Raw genomic sequence first — 13,994 nt, forward strand, 5'->3', positions numbered from 1 at the left:
GACCGGCACCAGGTGCAGCGCGGCGTTGCTCATGCGGCTGTCCCGAAGTCGGACTGTGTCGGCGCGTGCTTCGCGATGGCACGAGCCGTGATTGCCTTCGACGCGCGGGCGGACGCCGCGGATAACTCCTCCGCTCCCGGCTCCCGGTACCACGGCCGCAGGTCAAGCATCGCGGCCCGCATGCCGGTGGCGAAGCACAGCGCGGTGCCCTTGGGCAGGGCGCGGATCGCGTCGGCGGGCAGGATCCGCTCCTGGCGCATACTGACCGAGGTCGACTTCCCGGACTCCGAGTGCGAGGTGGACGTGGTCTCCACATCGTGGTCGCCGATCAAGCGGCTGAGCTTGTCCGCGAAGTCGGGGTCGTCGATGCCGGATCCGATGACCTTGACGGTCGAGGCGGACCACATGGCGTCCATGCCCGCGTCTCCCCAGACTTTCTGGCCCTGGCGGTAGGACTGCAGGATGGTGATCGGGATGATCCCGCGGCTGCCGAGGTGGGAGTACAGGTCCGGCAGGTCGCTGATCTTGCACACGTTGGCGGCCTCGTCGAGGATCGCCAGCATGGGCGGGTCCAGGCGTCCGCCGGCGCGTTCGGCCTGGGCGGTCGCCGCGCGCATCACGGAGTCCGCGCACGCGGCGATCAGCGCCGAGGCTCCGCCTCCGCCGTCCTTGCTCAGCAGGAACAGCGTGTCGGTGGAGGTGACGAACTCCGACGGGCGGAACTCGGGAACGTCCTTCTGCGGGGTGACCCAGGCGGCGATCTCGCTGTTCAGCAGTGCGGCAGCGTACTGGCGGGCCGTTTCGTAGATGCCGTCCCTCGTTTCCGGGGGGCCCTCGACGGTGCCCTTGAGCTGAGCGGCGACAGCGGCGAAGTCGTGGTCGCGGAGGATGTCCAGCGGCGTGCGGTCGGCGGGGAAGGCGAGCCACTGCATGATGTCGGTGATGGGCCGCTCGTCGAGCGCTGCTGCCAGCAGCAGTTGGGAGAGGATGTTGCTGCCGGCCTTCGACCAGAAGTCGCCTTGCTGGGAGGCGTCCACCGAGGCAGCGAGGAAGTGTCCGGCGAGCCGGTTCGCCCCGTCCAGGGTTTTCGCGCTGGCGAGGGGGTTCCACCACATCTCGCGTGCGGCGTGCGCGATCTGCTGTGGGTCCATCGACCACACCTGCCCGACGCGTGAGCGGGCCTCGTGTGTGGCGGTGAACGCGTCGCCTGCGGCCTTGTTCGAGGTCAACAGGACGGGGCCGGGCGCGGCGAGCATCGAGGGGATGGCGAGCGAGGTGGTCTTGCCCGAACGGGGCGCCATGATGGCGACGGCCACATCTTCGTAGCCCATGCGCACCTCGTGCCGGGTGTTCTGCAGGTTGCCCAGGAGGATGCCGGTGTCGCGGGCTTCGATGTGCTTGGCGTCTTTCAGGCTCGGGCGCAGCGAGCGGGCCTTGTCGGTGATCGCTTTGGCCATCAAGGGCTCGATGTCCCGGGCCTTGGCCATGCCGGTGATCTTCTTCCGGCCGCCGCCGCGGTTCTTGTGCCGGACCCACAGGGCGACCGCCGTCCCCCCGAAAGTCAGAAGAAACAGAACGGGAACGATGCGTGCCCCGATGAGCAGGGCTTTCTCCCCGACGTCGGGCCAGACCTGCTCGGGGTGAAGCAAGGCGTTGGTCGGCTGGTAGGGGACCCAGCTGCCCTCGGTGAGGTAGGCGGTGACGTTGCCGCACAGCCAGGCCAGGTGGGACAGGGGGACAATGACACAGAGCACGCCGAGCAGGAGACGTAGGACGAGGTCGTATCCATCGGTGTTGCTGCTGGAAGAGGAAGGGGGCAAGGGCTAGGTGCTTCCAGGTGGAGACGGAGGGATCAGCACAGGCGGTGGCGCTCGGCCTGCGGCCGTTGCGGAGGATGCGTACTCGTCGCCGGCGGGCCGGATCGGCGTGCGGCGAGGGAGCGGATGCGTTCTTCCAGGGCACCGGCGACCTGTGTGGCGGGTACTTTCCGCTGCGAGAGGGTGATGAGGTCCGGGTTGCGAGTCGGGAAGCTGGAGGGGCCTGCGGTGCGCGGTACCGGTCGGGGGTCGGTGAGCGCGGCGGTGAACGCGGTGATCAGGTGCGGCGGGGTGTGCTCGCTGAAGTGGGCTTGCCACAGGAGAGCCCGGAAGTCGCGGAGGGCAGTGTCGACCCACCAGGCCCCGGTTGTCTCGTCGGCCTCGACGCGGACGGTGCCGTCGGGTGAGGCGAGCCGGTGGTTGCTGTAGGACGGAGACCAGCCCGCTTTCAGAAGCGGCTCCTGCGGATCCCAGTTGTCTGCTTGACCGGCAGCGGGATCGGTCAGCGCATCGGTGAACGCAGCGATCATTTCGACGGGGGTGCGGGCATCGAAGCAGGCGAACCAGGCGGGCCGGTTCGGCGCGGGGGCGTGCTGCAGAGTCCACCACCGTCCGTCGGGGTCGGGCTCCAGCCGCAGGAGGGCCTTCTGGTCAGGGCTGGAAAGCAGGACGCGGGGCATCAGGGGGTCGTGACCGTAGCTCCAGCCGCAGGTGCGGTGGAGCGGGACGGTGATCCAGGCTGGATCGCCGCCGCCGGCCAGGTGGCGCGGGGCGATGTAGTCGATGTCGACGTTGGAGGGGCCGTCGGACATGGTCACCGTCCCCTCGCGCCGTGTCCACTGCGCCGGGGCGTCAGGGCGGGAGGCTGCGGGCGCTTCGGCCGGGACGGTGCTCGGCGTACGGCGGCCTGGATGTCGAGGATGACGCGGCCGTGGCAGGCCCAGTCGTCCAGATAGCTCCAGCACTCTGCGTGGTGCTCGTCCAGCGTGTCGACGTACGCTTCGCTGCCCGGCCCGGCGTCCTCGGGGAGCTGGGCCCGGGTCTGGCGCCAGTGCGCGTCCAGGGTGTCGAGGTGGTTCAGTGCCTCCTCCAGGATGGTCAGTTGCCCGGGCCAGCTGTCCCGCGTGAGGTGTGCGGGCAGGTGCTGGAGCTGGAGCCGGGCGGTGGCCAGCAACTGGCGGGCGCCGGAGCGGACGCTGGCGAACGCGGCAGCGGTGTCTGCGTCACGGACGGCGGCCCGGCGGCCGTAGGCGTCCTGGTCGAAGGGCCAGCCGTCCAGATCCGTGTTGAACTCGGTGAAGGCGTCCCAGGACGCCAGGATCCGTTCGCTGTGGCGCAGGTAGCGGTTGAGGCGCCGCAGTGAGGTGCGGCGGCCGTGGTTCGTGGTGCGGGAGATCGGGGAAGTCCTTCCGGTTCAGCGGCGGGAGGCCAGCTGGACGGCGGTGGTGGGCGCCTGGGGTGTCGCGGGGGGCGCGGTCTGCTGACGGCGCACGGCGCGTGCCTGTGCTCGGATCGTCTTCACCCGGGCGGTGTGGGCGTCGACTACCTGCTGCGGGCGCAGCGGGCTCGGCTCCCGGACGGTGCTGTAGTGGGCGGTGCGGTCGAACATGCCGCGCTGCAGCGGGCTCTGGTCGGTCAGCGCGCCCAGGAAGGCACTGGCGAGGTGATCAGGGACGTGCTCGTCGAGGAAGGCGTACCAGATCCGCGGGCCGGGGTACTGCGCGTCGCGGGCGTCACGCACCTCGATATGCCAGGACGGCCGCTCGTGGAACTCGCTCATCGGGCGCCGTTCGATATGGCACATCGAGTCCGGTGAGTGCGCTGCCCCGGCCTCGTCGTGCTGCCAGCCTGCGTTGGTCACCGGCTGCCAGGGGTTCGGCTGAGTTGAGGATGGTGCGATGAGAGCATCGGTGAGGCTGGCGAGGACCTCGGCCGGCACGAGTTCACCGAACTCGGCGTACCAGCTACGTTCGTTGTCGGCGGGGGCGGCCTGCAGCCGCCACCAGGCGGAGGTGGCGGACTGCGGGTCGAACTGCAGGCGGTATCGGTGATCGGGGCTGGCCATCACGATCTCGGCGCTGAGCGGATCGGAGACCGTGGCCCACCCGGCCGCGGCCAGGCCGTGGGTGACGTGGCGGGCGTCGCCCGGGCCGGCGAGGTGGCGGGGGCTGGTGTCGAAGGGGATCTGCCTGGCGTGCTTGTCGGCGAAGGCGGCGAGCTGGCGTTCGCTCAACGGCACCGGCTGCACCCCTGCTCGCTCTCGGCGTCGTCGTGGAGCGCGCGCAGCTCGTCCAGGACGTAGTGGAGGGTGTGCTGGTCGGTCTGTTCCCCGGCGGCGGTGCGTAGCTCGGCGATCAGGAGGTTGACGTGCGCGGTGCGCGGGACGGCCTGGTGTTCCTGCATGGTGCGGGCGAGGGCACGCAGGGTGTCGGCGAGCTGGACGGGCAGGCCCGTGTACTCGTCGAGGAGCGGCTCGACGAGGGCGAGGGCTTCGGCGGGGTCGGGATTCTCGCGCAGGTACTCGGTGACGTCCGACAGCGTTTCGGTCAGGGCGCGAAGGGTGTCCGGGGTGGGGGCAGGCATCGGGCTCCTTGAGACGGGGGGGGGAGAGAGGTCAGCGGCGGGTCCGGCCGTCGCCGGCCGGGGTGTAGGGACGGGCGGTGGTGCGTGGCCGGGCGCTTCGGGCGCTGTTGCGGGCCCAGGTGGCGGCGCGGGCGGCCGTGATCCGGGCCTGTTGCCACGCGCGGAGCTGGGAGGGCTTGACGGAGACCGACCAGGTACGGATCTGGGCGCTGTGCGGAACGCGTCCGCGTGGGCGCATCACGGGGTCGGGGCCGGCGAGTTCGGCTGAGAAGGCTTGGACCAGGTGCATCGGTGTGTTCGGCGTGAAGTTGGCAGTCCAGCCGTTGCTCTGCTTGTCCTGCGCTCCGGTCCACCACATCGCCGAGCCATCGACGCCTTGGTGATACTGCATCCACGCGGTGCCGTCGGGGCTGGTCGCCATATAGTCCTGGCCCCCGAACCGCGTGTGCCAGTTCTGCTCCCGCAGAGGTGCCCAGACGTTGGGGGCGTGTGCGGAGCGGGGACGGGTGAGGGCGTCGGTCAGACCGGCGACGATCTCCACCGGAGTCTGCCGGCCCAAGTGCGCAGACCACTCGGCGTTCGCCCCGTCTGCCCGGCCGTGGATGGTCCATCCACCGGGCAGGACGTAGGGGTCGTAGGCGACGCGGACGGCGCGGTCCGGGCTCTCCATGAGCAGCGGGCCCTCCGTTTTGGACTTGTCCCGCCAGCCCGAGGCGCGCAGAAACTCCGAGACGTGCCGAACGTCCCCGCCGCCGGCCAGGGCACGGGGCTGGACGAGGTAATGCTGCTCGGCCTGCTCGCCCGGCCCCCAGCCCTGCCACTGCTTCTTCTTCACCGGCGCCGCCGTACGACGAGCGGTGCGGGCGCCGGGGGCTTCGCCGCCGCAGTGGTGGCGGGCTGGGTGCCGACGCGTTGAAGGGTGTCCTGGTGTTCGTCCAGGTCGAGGGTGATGTCGTGTAGTTCGTTCGAGGCGCGGCCCAGAGCGAGCCACACCTCCGCAGGAAGAGCGCCTTGCTCAGCCTGGTCCTTGGCGAAGTGGCTTCCGGTGGCGACGAGATGGGTGACGCCGCCGAGGACTCCGGCGTCCGGGTCGACGACGCGGGCGATGACCTGCGCTGCCTGGGGCGGGGGAAGCTGAGAGAGGTGGTCGGCGAGCTGGCCGAGCTGGCGGGTGATCTCGTCGGCCAGTCTCACCGGGCAGGGGGCGGGGTGGGACATGCTCCTCCAGGGCGGTGGACGGTCAGTGGTGGTGGCGCTGCCCGACGCGCTGCGTCTCGGTGAGGACGGCCTCCGGGCGGGCGCCGGCCAGCGGTGCGGTGCGGTCGGGGCCGGTGGGAATGCAGGCGCACAGATAGCGGCGGAACAGAGCGGTCGCGAGGCGCGGCTTGAGCCGGTGGCTGATCGGTGGGAGGGTGCGGGCTGCTACGGGTTTCTCCGGGAGTCGGGGCGGGGCGGTGGGCGGCCCCAGCGGGGTGCCGGGGTCGCCCGGGTGCTTTACGGGGTGCGGCGGGCCGGTGCGGAGTGCGAGGGGGAACTGGCGGGCGCCGGTTGCTGCGGGGCGGGGCGGGCTGCGCGCGCCCGGAGGCGGTGCACGGCCTGCTGGTAGAGAGCCTCGTCGAAGACCTCGGGGTCGCAGTTGACCGTGTATCCGGCCAGGAGCAGGGCGGGGATGGCACGGTTCGCCAGGCGTTTCTGCTCGTCGGAATCGAGGTGGTCGGGCACGGTGTGCCAGATGTAGAGCGGCTCGCCTGTGGGGTATTCGTGGCGTTCGAGGCCGAGCTGTTCCAGCAGGTCGTGGAGTCCAGCGGGGGCGCCGGTGGGGGTGTCGGCGTGGATGGTGGTCGTCAGGGCCTTGATGTAGATCTCTACGTCTGTGCCGTACTCGTCGGCCAGATTGGCCATACGTTTCTTCTCCGGGGTCAGCGGCGGCGGGATACCGGGGATGATGCGCGGCCCGGTGCCGGTGCGGTGGTCGGCGGCTGCGTCGGGCGGGCGGCGTGGTTGCGGGCGTGCAGGATGACGCGGGCGGCTTCGCTCAGGGAGTTGGCGGTGCTGCTGAGCCGTGCGACGGGCTCGGGTTCCTTGCTGGGCGCGGCGCCTTGGAGATCACTGGAGGCGATCCAGGCGCGGACGATCACTTCTCTGGTCAGGGGCAGCAGCCCGTGCACGGGCGCAGCGACCTCGGTCAGGACCTCGGCCACCTCGCTGCTGGTCTTGGCGGCCGAGGCCCGCTCGGCGAGCTGGGTGAGGTAGCGCAGGGCTGCGTCACGTTCGCCGTCGGGGCTGGCCAGCATGTTCAGGCTCGGGTCGAGGTGGACGCTGTGGCCGGCGGCGAGCAGGGCGTGCGAGGCGGTGGTCGCCCTTCAGGCGCTGCTCCGCGATGGGCAGGCGGTGCGGAAGACGGTGGTAGTCCCCGCGGGGCCCGGGAGCGGTGAGGAAGCCGCCAGTTCGCTGGAGGATGTCCGCTGCCTGCTCGGTACCGCCGATGGCCACGACCAGGCCGGTGCGGGGGTCCTTGGTGATGGTGACGTACTCCAGGACCCAGAAGTCGGGCTCCGTCTGGTTCAACGAGCCCTGGAGGTCGGCGTGCGCCTGCTGGCCGGTACCGGCGGCTTGGAGGCCGGGACTGAGGTGGGCGCATGTCGCCCAGCGGGGTGCTGGAGGGCGGTGCCGATACCGAGCGCGTCGAGCTGTGGGCCGATCTCGCGCAGCCCGCGGGCCTGGGCCTGGGTGTCGTCGCCGCTTAGGCGGTAGATGCCGCTGTGCGGGTCCTGGACGAAGCCGTGGGCGGCGAGGATGCCGCCGGCCCGGTCGTCGGCGGGGGCGGTGGCGACGCTGCCGTCTGGCTGCCAGGTCAGGACGACCCGGTCTGGCTGGGAGGGCTGGATACCGCCCAGTGCGTTCTGCCGGACCTGGGCGAGTGCACGGTCGTAGCGGACGAGGAGATCGCCGGCGACCTGCTCGGCACTCAGGAACGGGTCGTCCGCCAGGGCGATGCCGTTGGGCTCGGGGACGGCGCGGTACGCCTCGTCCGGCAGGGCGTGCGGGGCGACGGCGGCGAGGAGGAAGCCGTCGCGTTCGTCGTGCCGGTCGATCAGGACGAGCTGGGCGCCGTCAGAGCGGCTGAGAACGGCCGCCTGCTGCAGGGGGTGTTCGGTCAGGGAGGCGGCGACCAGGTCTAGGTCCCAGATGCGGTCGGTGAGTTCGGCGAGGTCGTCCTTGGCTTCGGCCGTCAGATGTGAGCTGGTCCAGGTGTCGGGGAGTTCGCCGGCGAGGACATCGGCGTAGGAGGCGAGGCGTTCGGAGGTGTCATGGTCGTGCATGGTGTCCTTGGGCAGTTGAGGGGCTCAGCGGCGCAGGCGGGTGGCGCCGACGGGCGGCGGTGCCGGGGCCGGCAGTGCACGCGGCGGGGGCGGGCAGGCGCACACCGTGGAGCGTTCGGGCTCGTGGTCGGGGACCTGTTCGGCGCAGGCTCGGCGGCCGGGGTGCGGGGCGTGCCGGTCGGCCAGCCGTTCGCGGGTGTGCGTGAGGTCGGTGTGGATGACGCGGACGTATTCGTCGGCGAGGTAGCGCAGGCGCCGGGCGGTGTACGGATCGCTCGCGTCGCCGAGGCCGTCGAAGAACTCCGCCAAGGCGCTGAGGGTTTCCTCGAATCCGGCGAGGATGCCGTCGTGGGGCGCGGTGAGTTCGATGAGTATGTCGGCTGCCTCGGCGGTGTCGGTGGCCTCGCGGAGGCGTTCGGCGAGGTGGGAGACCGAGGCGCCGAGCGTGGGGTAGGCCGCGGGGCGGGTTTCGGTGTTGAAGCGCTCGTCGCAGTCGACGTGGTACCCGACGGCCCGCAGGCGCCCTACGGCCTCGGTGGCGAGACGGGACTCGTCGTCCTCGGTCAGGCCCGCGGGTGCGCGGTGGTAGGTCTCGTGGAGGCGAACGACCGCGACGAAACCCGCCCGCTGGAGAATGCTGTGTGCCTCAAGGCCGCCGCCGTAGGCGAGGAGTTTGCCGGAGTACGGGTCACGGCGGATGTCCAGGAAGCGGCCGGTGGTGCGGGGCAAAGAGATGTTTCTCCTGCGGAGATCGGTGGGCGGTGCGCTGGGCCGCGGCCGGTGCGGCGGCGGCCCGGGGCTGGACCAGATGGGCCGCAGTGGCGTCCAGGTCCTGCTGAATCGCGTGGAGGCGGCGGGCGATCAGCCCCAGACGGTGCGCCGTGTCCGTGCCGGCAGCCCCCGGCTGGCGGGCGATCCGGTAAGCGGTGTGCTCGACGAGTCCGCGGACCGTGGCCAGCGGGCCGGCCTGCTCGTCGGCGAGTTGCGTGAGGACGCCGGCGAGCTGCGCCGATGCGGTCGGGACCGTACGGGCAGCGGACCACTGCGTGGTGCCGGTGCGGACGGGGATCAGGTTCAGGTCCTGCTCGATGCGGCGCGCTTCGTCCGCGAGCCGTCGCAGGATGTCGGCGGGAGGGATGCGCCAGGTGCCGTCGAGGTGGACCAGGTTGGCGATCAGATCCAGACGCCCGGGCTGGCCCTGGACAGCGATCCACCGCCAACCGTGCTCTGCGGCGCCGGGTACCTCGATACCGGCGGCCCGCGCGAACCGGTGAGCGGTTTCGGACCACTCGGGACCTGTCAGCTCCCGGTCGTCTGGGTGGAGCCGGACGTCGAGATGGAGGATCGCGTGCCGGTCATCGTCCGGGCTGGCAGCGAACGGGTTCTCCAAGTAGGGATCTTCGAGGTGCTCGGCCCACTCAACGGACGTCCAGGTCCTCTGCTCGTCGTCCGGGGTGTAGTAGTCCAGGCCCGGCCAGTGGGCGACCACGGTGTACTCCGTCAGGCCCTCGTTCGGGGAAAGGGACCGCCCGAGCGCCTCGGCCAGCGGTTCGCGCGGCGAGTGGGCCCTTGCGTGCAGGCGGGGGATCATGACGGCACCCCGCTCGACGTGCGGGTGGGTGACCGGTGCTGATGAAGGTCGCGGGCTGCACAGAGCAGCGAGCGCTCGCGGACCAGGTCGGCGTGAACCGAGATGTCTCCCGGCGGAAGACAGTCGATCGCACTGTCGATGGCGCTCAGCCCCTCGTCGTACCGGCCCAGCCGGCTCAGGGCACCCGCCACGCGGAAGAGGACGATCGGGTCGGTGCCGGTGGCGACGGCGGGCCGGGAGCTGAGGGCCAGGAGACGCTCCGCACCCTCGTCCAGGTCCTGGCCGAGCCACAGTCCGTGCAGCAGGACGTGCAGGGTCTTGGTGTGCTCCTCGGCCGTGGCGAGGACCTCGTCCATGACCGTCAGGCCCTCGGGGCGGGACTGGCCCAGCAGCGCGAAGGCGTACAGGGCACGGGTGTAGCAGTCCAGAGGCTGACGCGCGGTCTGCGCGAGCTGTTCGACGAGGCGCTGGAGTGTGGGGCAGCGGAAGTCGAACCGCAGGGCGCTCAGGTACAGTTGCGCCAAGGTGCGGGTGGTGATCGGATCACGGTCCGTTGCGAGGACATCCTCCGGGGACAGCAGGCCCAGGACGCTGCGGCCGGCTGACCGTGCCGCCCAGGCGGCGTCCGCGCACACCTCGGCTGAGGTTTTCCAGTCGGCCCGGATGCCGCGGAGGTCTTCGGCCAGCCGCAGCGGCCAGGAAGGATCGTCCGGAGTTGTGGTGGCTCGGGCCCTGGCCTTGTGGAGCGCACCGGCACGGTCGGGGCGGTTCGTGGGGGGAGTCACCGGCCGCCCCTGGTGTCTGCGGTGTGCACGAGCTGGCCCAGGGCGGTGGTGGTGTACCAGCCGCAGTCGATCGGTTCGTCGCGGCCAGCGAACCGCGTAAGGAGGGCGTCTTCCATGGCCCGCAGGTAGATCAGACAGTCCGGGCAGCGGCGCGAGAGGTGGACGAGGTAGCGGGGGTGAGCGGTGACGTAGGACTGGGCACCGCCGGTGGGATCACGCAGTCGCCATCCGTCCTCGTCGGTGGGGGTGTGCCAGGAGGGGGCGACGATGCGCATGGAGTCTCCCCACAGTTCTCCGCCGGCCACCCCCTTGAGGACGACGACGGTGTCCCCGGCCTGAAAGTGGGCGTGGGTGATATCTCGGGTGGGAGTGAGCGGGTCGGGGGTGAGGGCGGTGACGGGGGTAGGTTGATGATCCCAGGACGGAGGGAGCACGCGGTTCCTTCCACGCGATGGCTGGCGGGGTGGGAGCATCAATAGTCCGGAGGAACGCCGGTTTGGCTAACCGGCGTTTCCCGGCTATGTTGCCCCGTCGTCAGCGGAACGGGTTCTCCGTCCCGCGGTCCGCCTCGGTGGCTGCGTCGAGGAGTTCGAGCAGGTCAGTGCCTTCGGAGTCGCGCTGGTCGATCCACCATCCTGCACGGGTGATGGAGCGGGCCTTCTCCTCCAGCTCCGCCCAGTCCGCCTCGTCCCAACTGCCCTCGACAACCAGGGCGGTGTGCGCGGCCGTCATCAGCTGATGGCGGGAGCGCTCACCCCAGTCCAGTGCCTTCTCCGGGCCCTCCAGTTGCGGCATGTCGAACTGCTTGGCCCAGGTGGCGGCTGCCTCCTGCTCTTCGGCGCGCTTCGCCGCGAGCCGCTTTTCCTTGGACGCGGAGTCGGCGTCGCGCGCCGCCTTCCAGCAGTCGGTGCTTATCTGCACTTCACTCGGATGGGTGCGCATCGGCGTGGTCATGGGGCTCCCTGGCTGCCTCAGTCTCCGCGGATGCCGTTTCGGCGCGAGTTCGGGAGTCACTCAAGGCGTCTTGTCGTGAGCAACCTCGTTAGGACTTGGTGTCACTGAGCCTCTTCTGTCCTGAATAGTCGCAGTTCATGAGGGTATGGATGGCCCGGACGGCGGTGCTGATGCGGCGGGTGGAGCATCTGGCTCGCGGAGCAGTCGCCAGGACTTCAGGTGCGCGAAGGCGCGTTCTCCCGGGGCTCTCAGTCGGGAGTGGTGGCGGTTGAACTGCTGGTAGTGCTCCGGCTGTTCGCGGCGGTGGTAGTACGGGGTGCGGAAGGTGGCGCCGGCACCTTGGTAGGCGCGATCGGCCACGACGAGAATCTGCCTTGTGAGGCATGCCTGGACGATGCCGTGGGCGCGGGCGGAGGTCAGGTCGTGGGTGCGGTCGGGCGTCGCGCGGGAGAGCCACAGCGGGGTGCCGCTCGGGGCAGCGATGACCTACACGTTCATGCCATGCTTGCGGTGTTTCTGCGAGGAGTACGGCTCGTCCGCGCGGACTCGGTCGGTGGGGATCCGGTTGCCGTCGACGATGACGTGGTCGCCCTCGCCGAGGCCGGTGAGAGCTTCGTGCAGGCCGGGCGCCCAGGAGGCCAGGATGTCCACGGTCTCATCGAACGTACCGCCAGGCGGCTGCCTGGGATATCCCGAAACTGGCTCCGAGCTGAGCGAATTTCTCATTCTTCCGCAGATGGACGAGAGCAAGCAGCGCCTGCTTGAAGCAACCGAGCTTGCGCCAACGGGTGTTCATTCTCGGACGGTGCTCGTACAGCAGCCACGAGACGTGCGCGTGCGGGACGTCGACCAACAGGGCCCCTCGGTCGCCAGTGTGTTGAGTGGAATCACCACGCGAACGACGAGGGGCCCTGTCTCGTCACCACACCCGCTGACCAGCCCATTTCACCCACCAGCACAGGATGAAAGAGGCTTAGTGGTGACGACGCGCTGTAGACGCTTTTTCGAATAGGCTGGCAGGTGCTCTCGGGGGGAGTTTTGCGGGAGTTCTGGAAGAGATTCAATAAGTGTGCGGAGTCGGCAAAGTCGAGGAGGCTCCGGCGGCGAAGTGCTTCAGTATGGGTCAAATTGGCCCAAATTTCCGCGTCAGGAGTATGGCGAGATCATACTTCCAGTCCCCTCTGGAGAACTCCTCGATTCCGAAGGCGTGAAGGAATGATGCGATGGAGATCGGAATCACGAAGAATAGCCCAAAAAAGTTTAGGAAGACGTACATGGAGGCGTAATAGGCGTGACGAATCAGGGGAAAATCCAAGAAGTCAGGCGGCCACTCGTGTTCCGTTACCCAGTTGTACGAAAAGGGTCGGAACTTTCGGGTAACTCTCAGGGAGCAGTAAATTACTGCGAGGCTGCATAAAAAGCAAAGGAAGCCCCAGTTCTGGGCGGCCTTCTGGTGAATTCCTTCCCGAGTTGAGGTCTCATGCCATGAGATTCCAATTACCTCACTCAGCTTGAGGAGTGCGACCAGTGTGCCGAGCTTAAGGTAGAACAGTGTCTCCAGAATTGCTTTCTGGATCCGTTCGGTGACGTTGGCCAGGCGTGTCTCGGTCTCGGAAGTGTACGAGACATTGTTAAAAACTTGGTCTCTTCCGGAGACGTAGACGTTACCTTCCCCTGTGTGGGTAATATTCTGTTCCTGTGGATTGCGGTCTTCGAGGTTCTCCTTTTGGGAAGGTCTACGCCAAGCGGCTAGTCTTCCAATTGCGTGACGTACTGTCATCGATTGTTGAAGTTCTGATCCCGCCCCGACATGTAGATGTTTCCCTTGCCTCGATGGGTCACTTTCTGACTCACGCCGAACGGCTTACTTGTTTCGTTGATTTCCTCGGCGATCTTGGTCAACTGCTCGACGCTCACGCGACCGGAAGTTGTGAGCTCGTGGAATCGCGCAATCCACATGGCTCGAACCATGTCCTCTGCCGTCGTTCGCTCCGTCGGTGAGAGTGCCAGGAGAGTGCTCCGCTGCTCCTCGAGCTCACGCTCCACACCGTCACCATTGCCCGTCCGGCTTTTCCACCACTGCACAAACTTCATTTTGCTTGATTCCCAAGCATCGCCAACGATGGCTTGCACTAGCGAAGTTCCGGCTGTTGTGACGGCTGTCATCGCGATCACAGCTTCAGGTTCCAATGGGATTCCCCTTCGGCGCTGGCTGAGAGGCTGGGTGGCGGGAGCCATAAATGATCTTTAGGGTATAAGAAAACAAGACCTCGCGACGAATCTTCACGATATCTTCACGCGGTTCGCCGGTGCTGCGTCCTGGGACGACGCGCGACTCGGGTCGTTGGGGGCTGTGTCGCTCAGGGCCGGGCTGGCTGGCGCTTCGGACCGCCGCACGGTGTACGAATGCGGGACCGACACCCTGCCGGTCAGAAAGCATTTTCAGCGTTGACGTTCCAGGGTGAGGACGGCTGCGGCGATGGCCGTCATGCGGTTGGGGCTGCAGCGGGCTTTACGGAAGGCGCGCCAAGACGTGAGTCGCGCGGCGCTGTCGACGGATAGACCGCAGCCGACAGCGATCTGCGCGAGCGTATCGTGCCGGCGAAGGTAGATCAGGCCCACGAGGACACACTGGTGGGGCGGCAGGTTGCAGGCCATCCTCACGGGTGACGATGAGCATGGATACCCACTCGACCAGACCCTGAGGTAGGTCGAGTGCGGCAGGATGGGCAACCGACAGGGCTCCCGCCGATAGGTTGAGACTTCGAAAACCTCCCTCAACGGCGCAGGAGCCCTGTGAGTTGCGGTCCTCATCCTGACTCGGCCTGGGTCACTCGATCAGTGGCACTCTGAAAAAGGCTCCGTGAAGCGCCGGAGGGGATGCGTGTCCATGACGACATCATGCTGGTCGTCGGGTGGCCCCTCCTGTGCGGCGCCCTGG

The 13,994-nt window shown here is 68.7% G+C and carries 17 protein-coding genes and 2 pseudogenes; all 19 read right to left on the reverse strand.

All coding sequences use genetic code 11. The annotated features are described in order from the left end of the window. Window positions 1–29 precede the first annotated feature (29 nt). Entirely contained in the window at window positions 30–1,820 is a 1,791-nt protein-coding gene (locus AB0L56_RS21735; RefSeq protein WP_365425460.1) for a TraM recognition domain-containing protein, read from the reverse strand. 32 nt (window positions 1,821–1,852) lie between these two features. Further along, window positions 1,853–2,629: a DUF317 domain-containing protein gene (locus tag AB0L56_RS21740; RefSeq protein ID WP_365425462.1), complete on the reverse strand. Its 777-nt coding sequence runs from the start codon at window positions 2,627–2,629 to the stop codon at window positions 1,853–1,855. A gap of 2 nt (window positions 2,630–2,631) precedes the next feature. Then, on the reverse strand, window positions 2,632–2,991 hold the full coding sequence (locus tag AB0L56_RS21745) for a hypothetical protein (RefSeq protein ID WP_365425464.1): 360 nt from the start codon (window positions 2,989–2,991) through the stop codon (window positions 2,632–2,634). A 240-nt stretch (window positions 2,992–3,231) separates the two neighbouring features. Then, window positions 3,232–4,056, reverse strand: coding sequence for a DUF317 domain-containing protein (locus tag AB0L56_RS21750; protein WP_365425466.1), 825 nt, complete (start codon window positions 4,054–4,056; stop codon window positions 3,232–3,234). Further along, window positions 4,047–4,400 carry a hypothetical protein gene (locus AB0L56_RS21755; protein WP_365425468.1) on the reverse strand — a complete coding sequence of 118 codons (354 nt, stop codon included), beginning with the start codon at window positions 4,398–4,400 and terminating at the stop codon, window positions 4,047–4,049. Before AB0L56_RS21755 ends, AB0L56_RS21750 begins: the two co-directional genes overlap by 10 nt. A gap of 31 nt (window positions 4,401–4,431) precedes the next feature. Continuing rightward, window positions 4,432–5,235 (reverse strand): DUF317 domain-containing protein, encoded by an 804-nt coding sequence (locus AB0L56_RS21760; RefSeq protein ID WP_365425470.1) that lies wholly within the window; start codon window positions 5,233–5,235, stop codon window positions 4,432–4,434. Continuing rightward, the gene (locus AB0L56_RS21765) at window positions 5,232–5,618 is read right to left on the reverse strand and encodes a hypothetical protein (RefSeq protein ID WP_365425472.1); all 387 of its coding nucleotides are present in this window, start codon (window positions 5,616–5,618) and stop codon (window positions 5,232–5,234) included. Before AB0L56_RS21765 ends, AB0L56_RS21760 begins: the two co-directional genes overlap by 4 nt. 276 nt (window positions 5,619–5,894) lie before the next feature. Then, on the reverse strand, window positions 5,895–6,302 hold the full coding sequence (locus AB0L56_RS21770) for a hypothetical protein (RefSeq protein ID WP_365425474.1): 408 nt from the start codon (window positions 6,300–6,302) through the stop codon (window positions 5,895–5,897). A 17-nt stretch (window positions 6,303–6,319) separates the two neighbouring features. After that, on the reverse strand, window positions 6,320–6,694 hold the full coding sequence (locus tag AB0L56_RS21775) for a hypothetical protein (protein ID WP_365425476.1): 375 nt from the start codon (window positions 6,692–6,694) through the stop codon (window positions 6,320–6,322). A gap of 270 nt (window positions 6,695–6,964) precedes the next feature. Continuing rightward, on the reverse strand, window positions 6,965–7,723 hold the full coding sequence (locus AB0L56_RS21780) for a hypothetical protein (RefSeq protein WP_365425478.1): 759 nt from the start codon (window positions 7,721–7,723) through the stop codon (window positions 6,965–6,967). A gap of 24 nt (window positions 7,724–7,747) precedes the next feature. After that, complete coding sequence (locus AB0L56_RS21785; RefSeq protein WP_365425480.1) at window positions 7,748–8,452, reverse strand: hypothetical protein; 705 nt, start codon at window positions 8,450–8,452, stop codon at window positions 7,748–7,750. Next, window positions 8,412–9,314 carry a relaxase/mobilization nuclease gene (locus AB0L56_RS21790; protein ID WP_365425482.1) on the reverse strand — a complete coding sequence of 301 codons (903 nt, stop codon included), beginning with the start codon at window positions 9,312–9,314 and terminating at the stop codon, window positions 8,412–8,414. Before AB0L56_RS21790 ends, AB0L56_RS21785 begins: the two co-directional genes overlap by 41 nt. Continuing rightward, window positions 9,311–10,099 (reverse strand): hypothetical protein, encoded by a 789-nt coding sequence (locus tag AB0L56_RS21795; RefSeq protein WP_365425484.1) that lies wholly within the window; start codon window positions 10,097–10,099, stop codon window positions 9,311–9,313. Before AB0L56_RS21795 ends, AB0L56_RS21790 begins: the two co-directional genes overlap by 4 nt. Beyond that, entirely contained in the window at window positions 10,096–10,533 is a 438-nt protein-coding gene (locus AB0L56_RS21800) for a hypothetical protein (RefSeq protein ID WP_365425486.1), read from the reverse strand. The genes AB0L56_RS21795 and AB0L56_RS21800 overlap by 4 nt, the downstream gene beginning before the upstream one ends. A 100-nt stretch (window positions 10,534–10,633) precedes the next feature. Further along, window positions 10,634–11,053: a hypothetical protein gene (locus AB0L56_RS21805; protein ID WP_365425488.1), complete on the reverse strand. Its 420-nt coding sequence runs from the start codon at window positions 11,051–11,053 to the stop codon at window positions 10,634–10,636. Window positions 11,054–11,141: 88 nt separating this feature from the next. Further along, a pseudogene (locus AB0L56_RS21810) lies at window positions 11,142–11,947 on the reverse strand (transposase family protein). A gap of 229 nt (window positions 11,948–12,176) precedes the next feature. Beyond that, window positions 12,177–12,833: a hypothetical protein gene (locus tag AB0L56_RS21815; protein WP_365425490.1), complete on the reverse strand. Its 657-nt coding sequence runs from the start codon at window positions 12,831–12,833 to the stop codon at window positions 12,177–12,179. Next, on the reverse strand, window positions 12,830–13,228 hold the full coding sequence (locus tag AB0L56_RS21820) for a hypothetical protein (protein WP_365425492.1): 399 nt from the start codon (window positions 13,226–13,228) through the stop codon (window positions 12,830–12,832). The genes AB0L56_RS21815 and AB0L56_RS21820 overlap by 4 nt, the downstream gene beginning before the upstream one ends. 369 nt (window positions 13,229–13,597) lie before the next feature. After that, window positions 13,598–13,733 (reverse strand): annotated as a pseudogene (locus AB0L56_RS21825) (IS5/IS1182 family transposase); the annotation flags it as partial. Between the last annotated feature and the right edge of the window lie 261 nt (window positions 13,734–13,994).

It is taken from the genome of Streptomyces sp. NPDC052079 (genome assembly GCF_040680275.1).
GTDB lineage: Bacteria > Actinomycetota > Actinomycetes > Streptomycetales > Streptomycetaceae > Streptomyces.

Bases quoted from the DNA above. Each gene is read 5' to 3' on its own strand.
- AB0L56_RS21740 (WP_365425462.1), bottom strand. From the start codon at position 2,629: ATGTCCGACGGCCCCTCCAACGTCGACATCGACTACATCGCCCCGCGC.
- AB0L56_RS21755 (WP_365425468.1), bottom strand. From the start codon at position 4,400: ATGCCTGCCCCCACCCCGGACACCCTTCGCGCCCTGACCGAAACGCTG.
- AB0L56_RS21765 (WP_365425472.1), bottom strand. From the start codon at position 5,618: ATGTCCCACCCCGCCCCCTGCCCGGTGAGACTGGCCGACGAGATCACC.
- AB0L56_RS21770 (WP_365425474.1), bottom strand. From the start codon at position 6,302: ATGGCCAATCTGGCCGACGAGTACGGCACAGACGTAGAGATCTACATC.
- AB0L56_RS21775 (WP_365425476.1), bottom strand. From the start codon at position 6,694: ATGCTGGCCAGCCCCGACGGCGAACGTGACGCAGCCCTGCGCTACCTC.
- AB0L56_RS21780 (WP_365425478.1), bottom strand. From the start codon at position 7,723: ATGCACGACCATGACACCTCCGAACGCCTCGCCTCCTACGCCGATGTC.
- AB0L56_RS21790 (WP_365425482.1), bottom strand. From the start codon at position 9,314: ATGATCCCCCGCCTGCACGCAAGGGCCCACTCGCCGCGCGAACCGCTG.
- AB0L56_RS21805 (WP_365425488.1), bottom strand. From the start codon at position 11,053: ATGACCACGCCGATGCGCACCCATCCGAGTGAAGTGCAGATAAGCACC.
- AB0L56_RS21815 (WP_365425490.1), bottom strand. From the start codon at position 12,833: ATGACAGTACGTCACGCAATTGGAAGACTAGCCGCTTGGCGTAGACCT.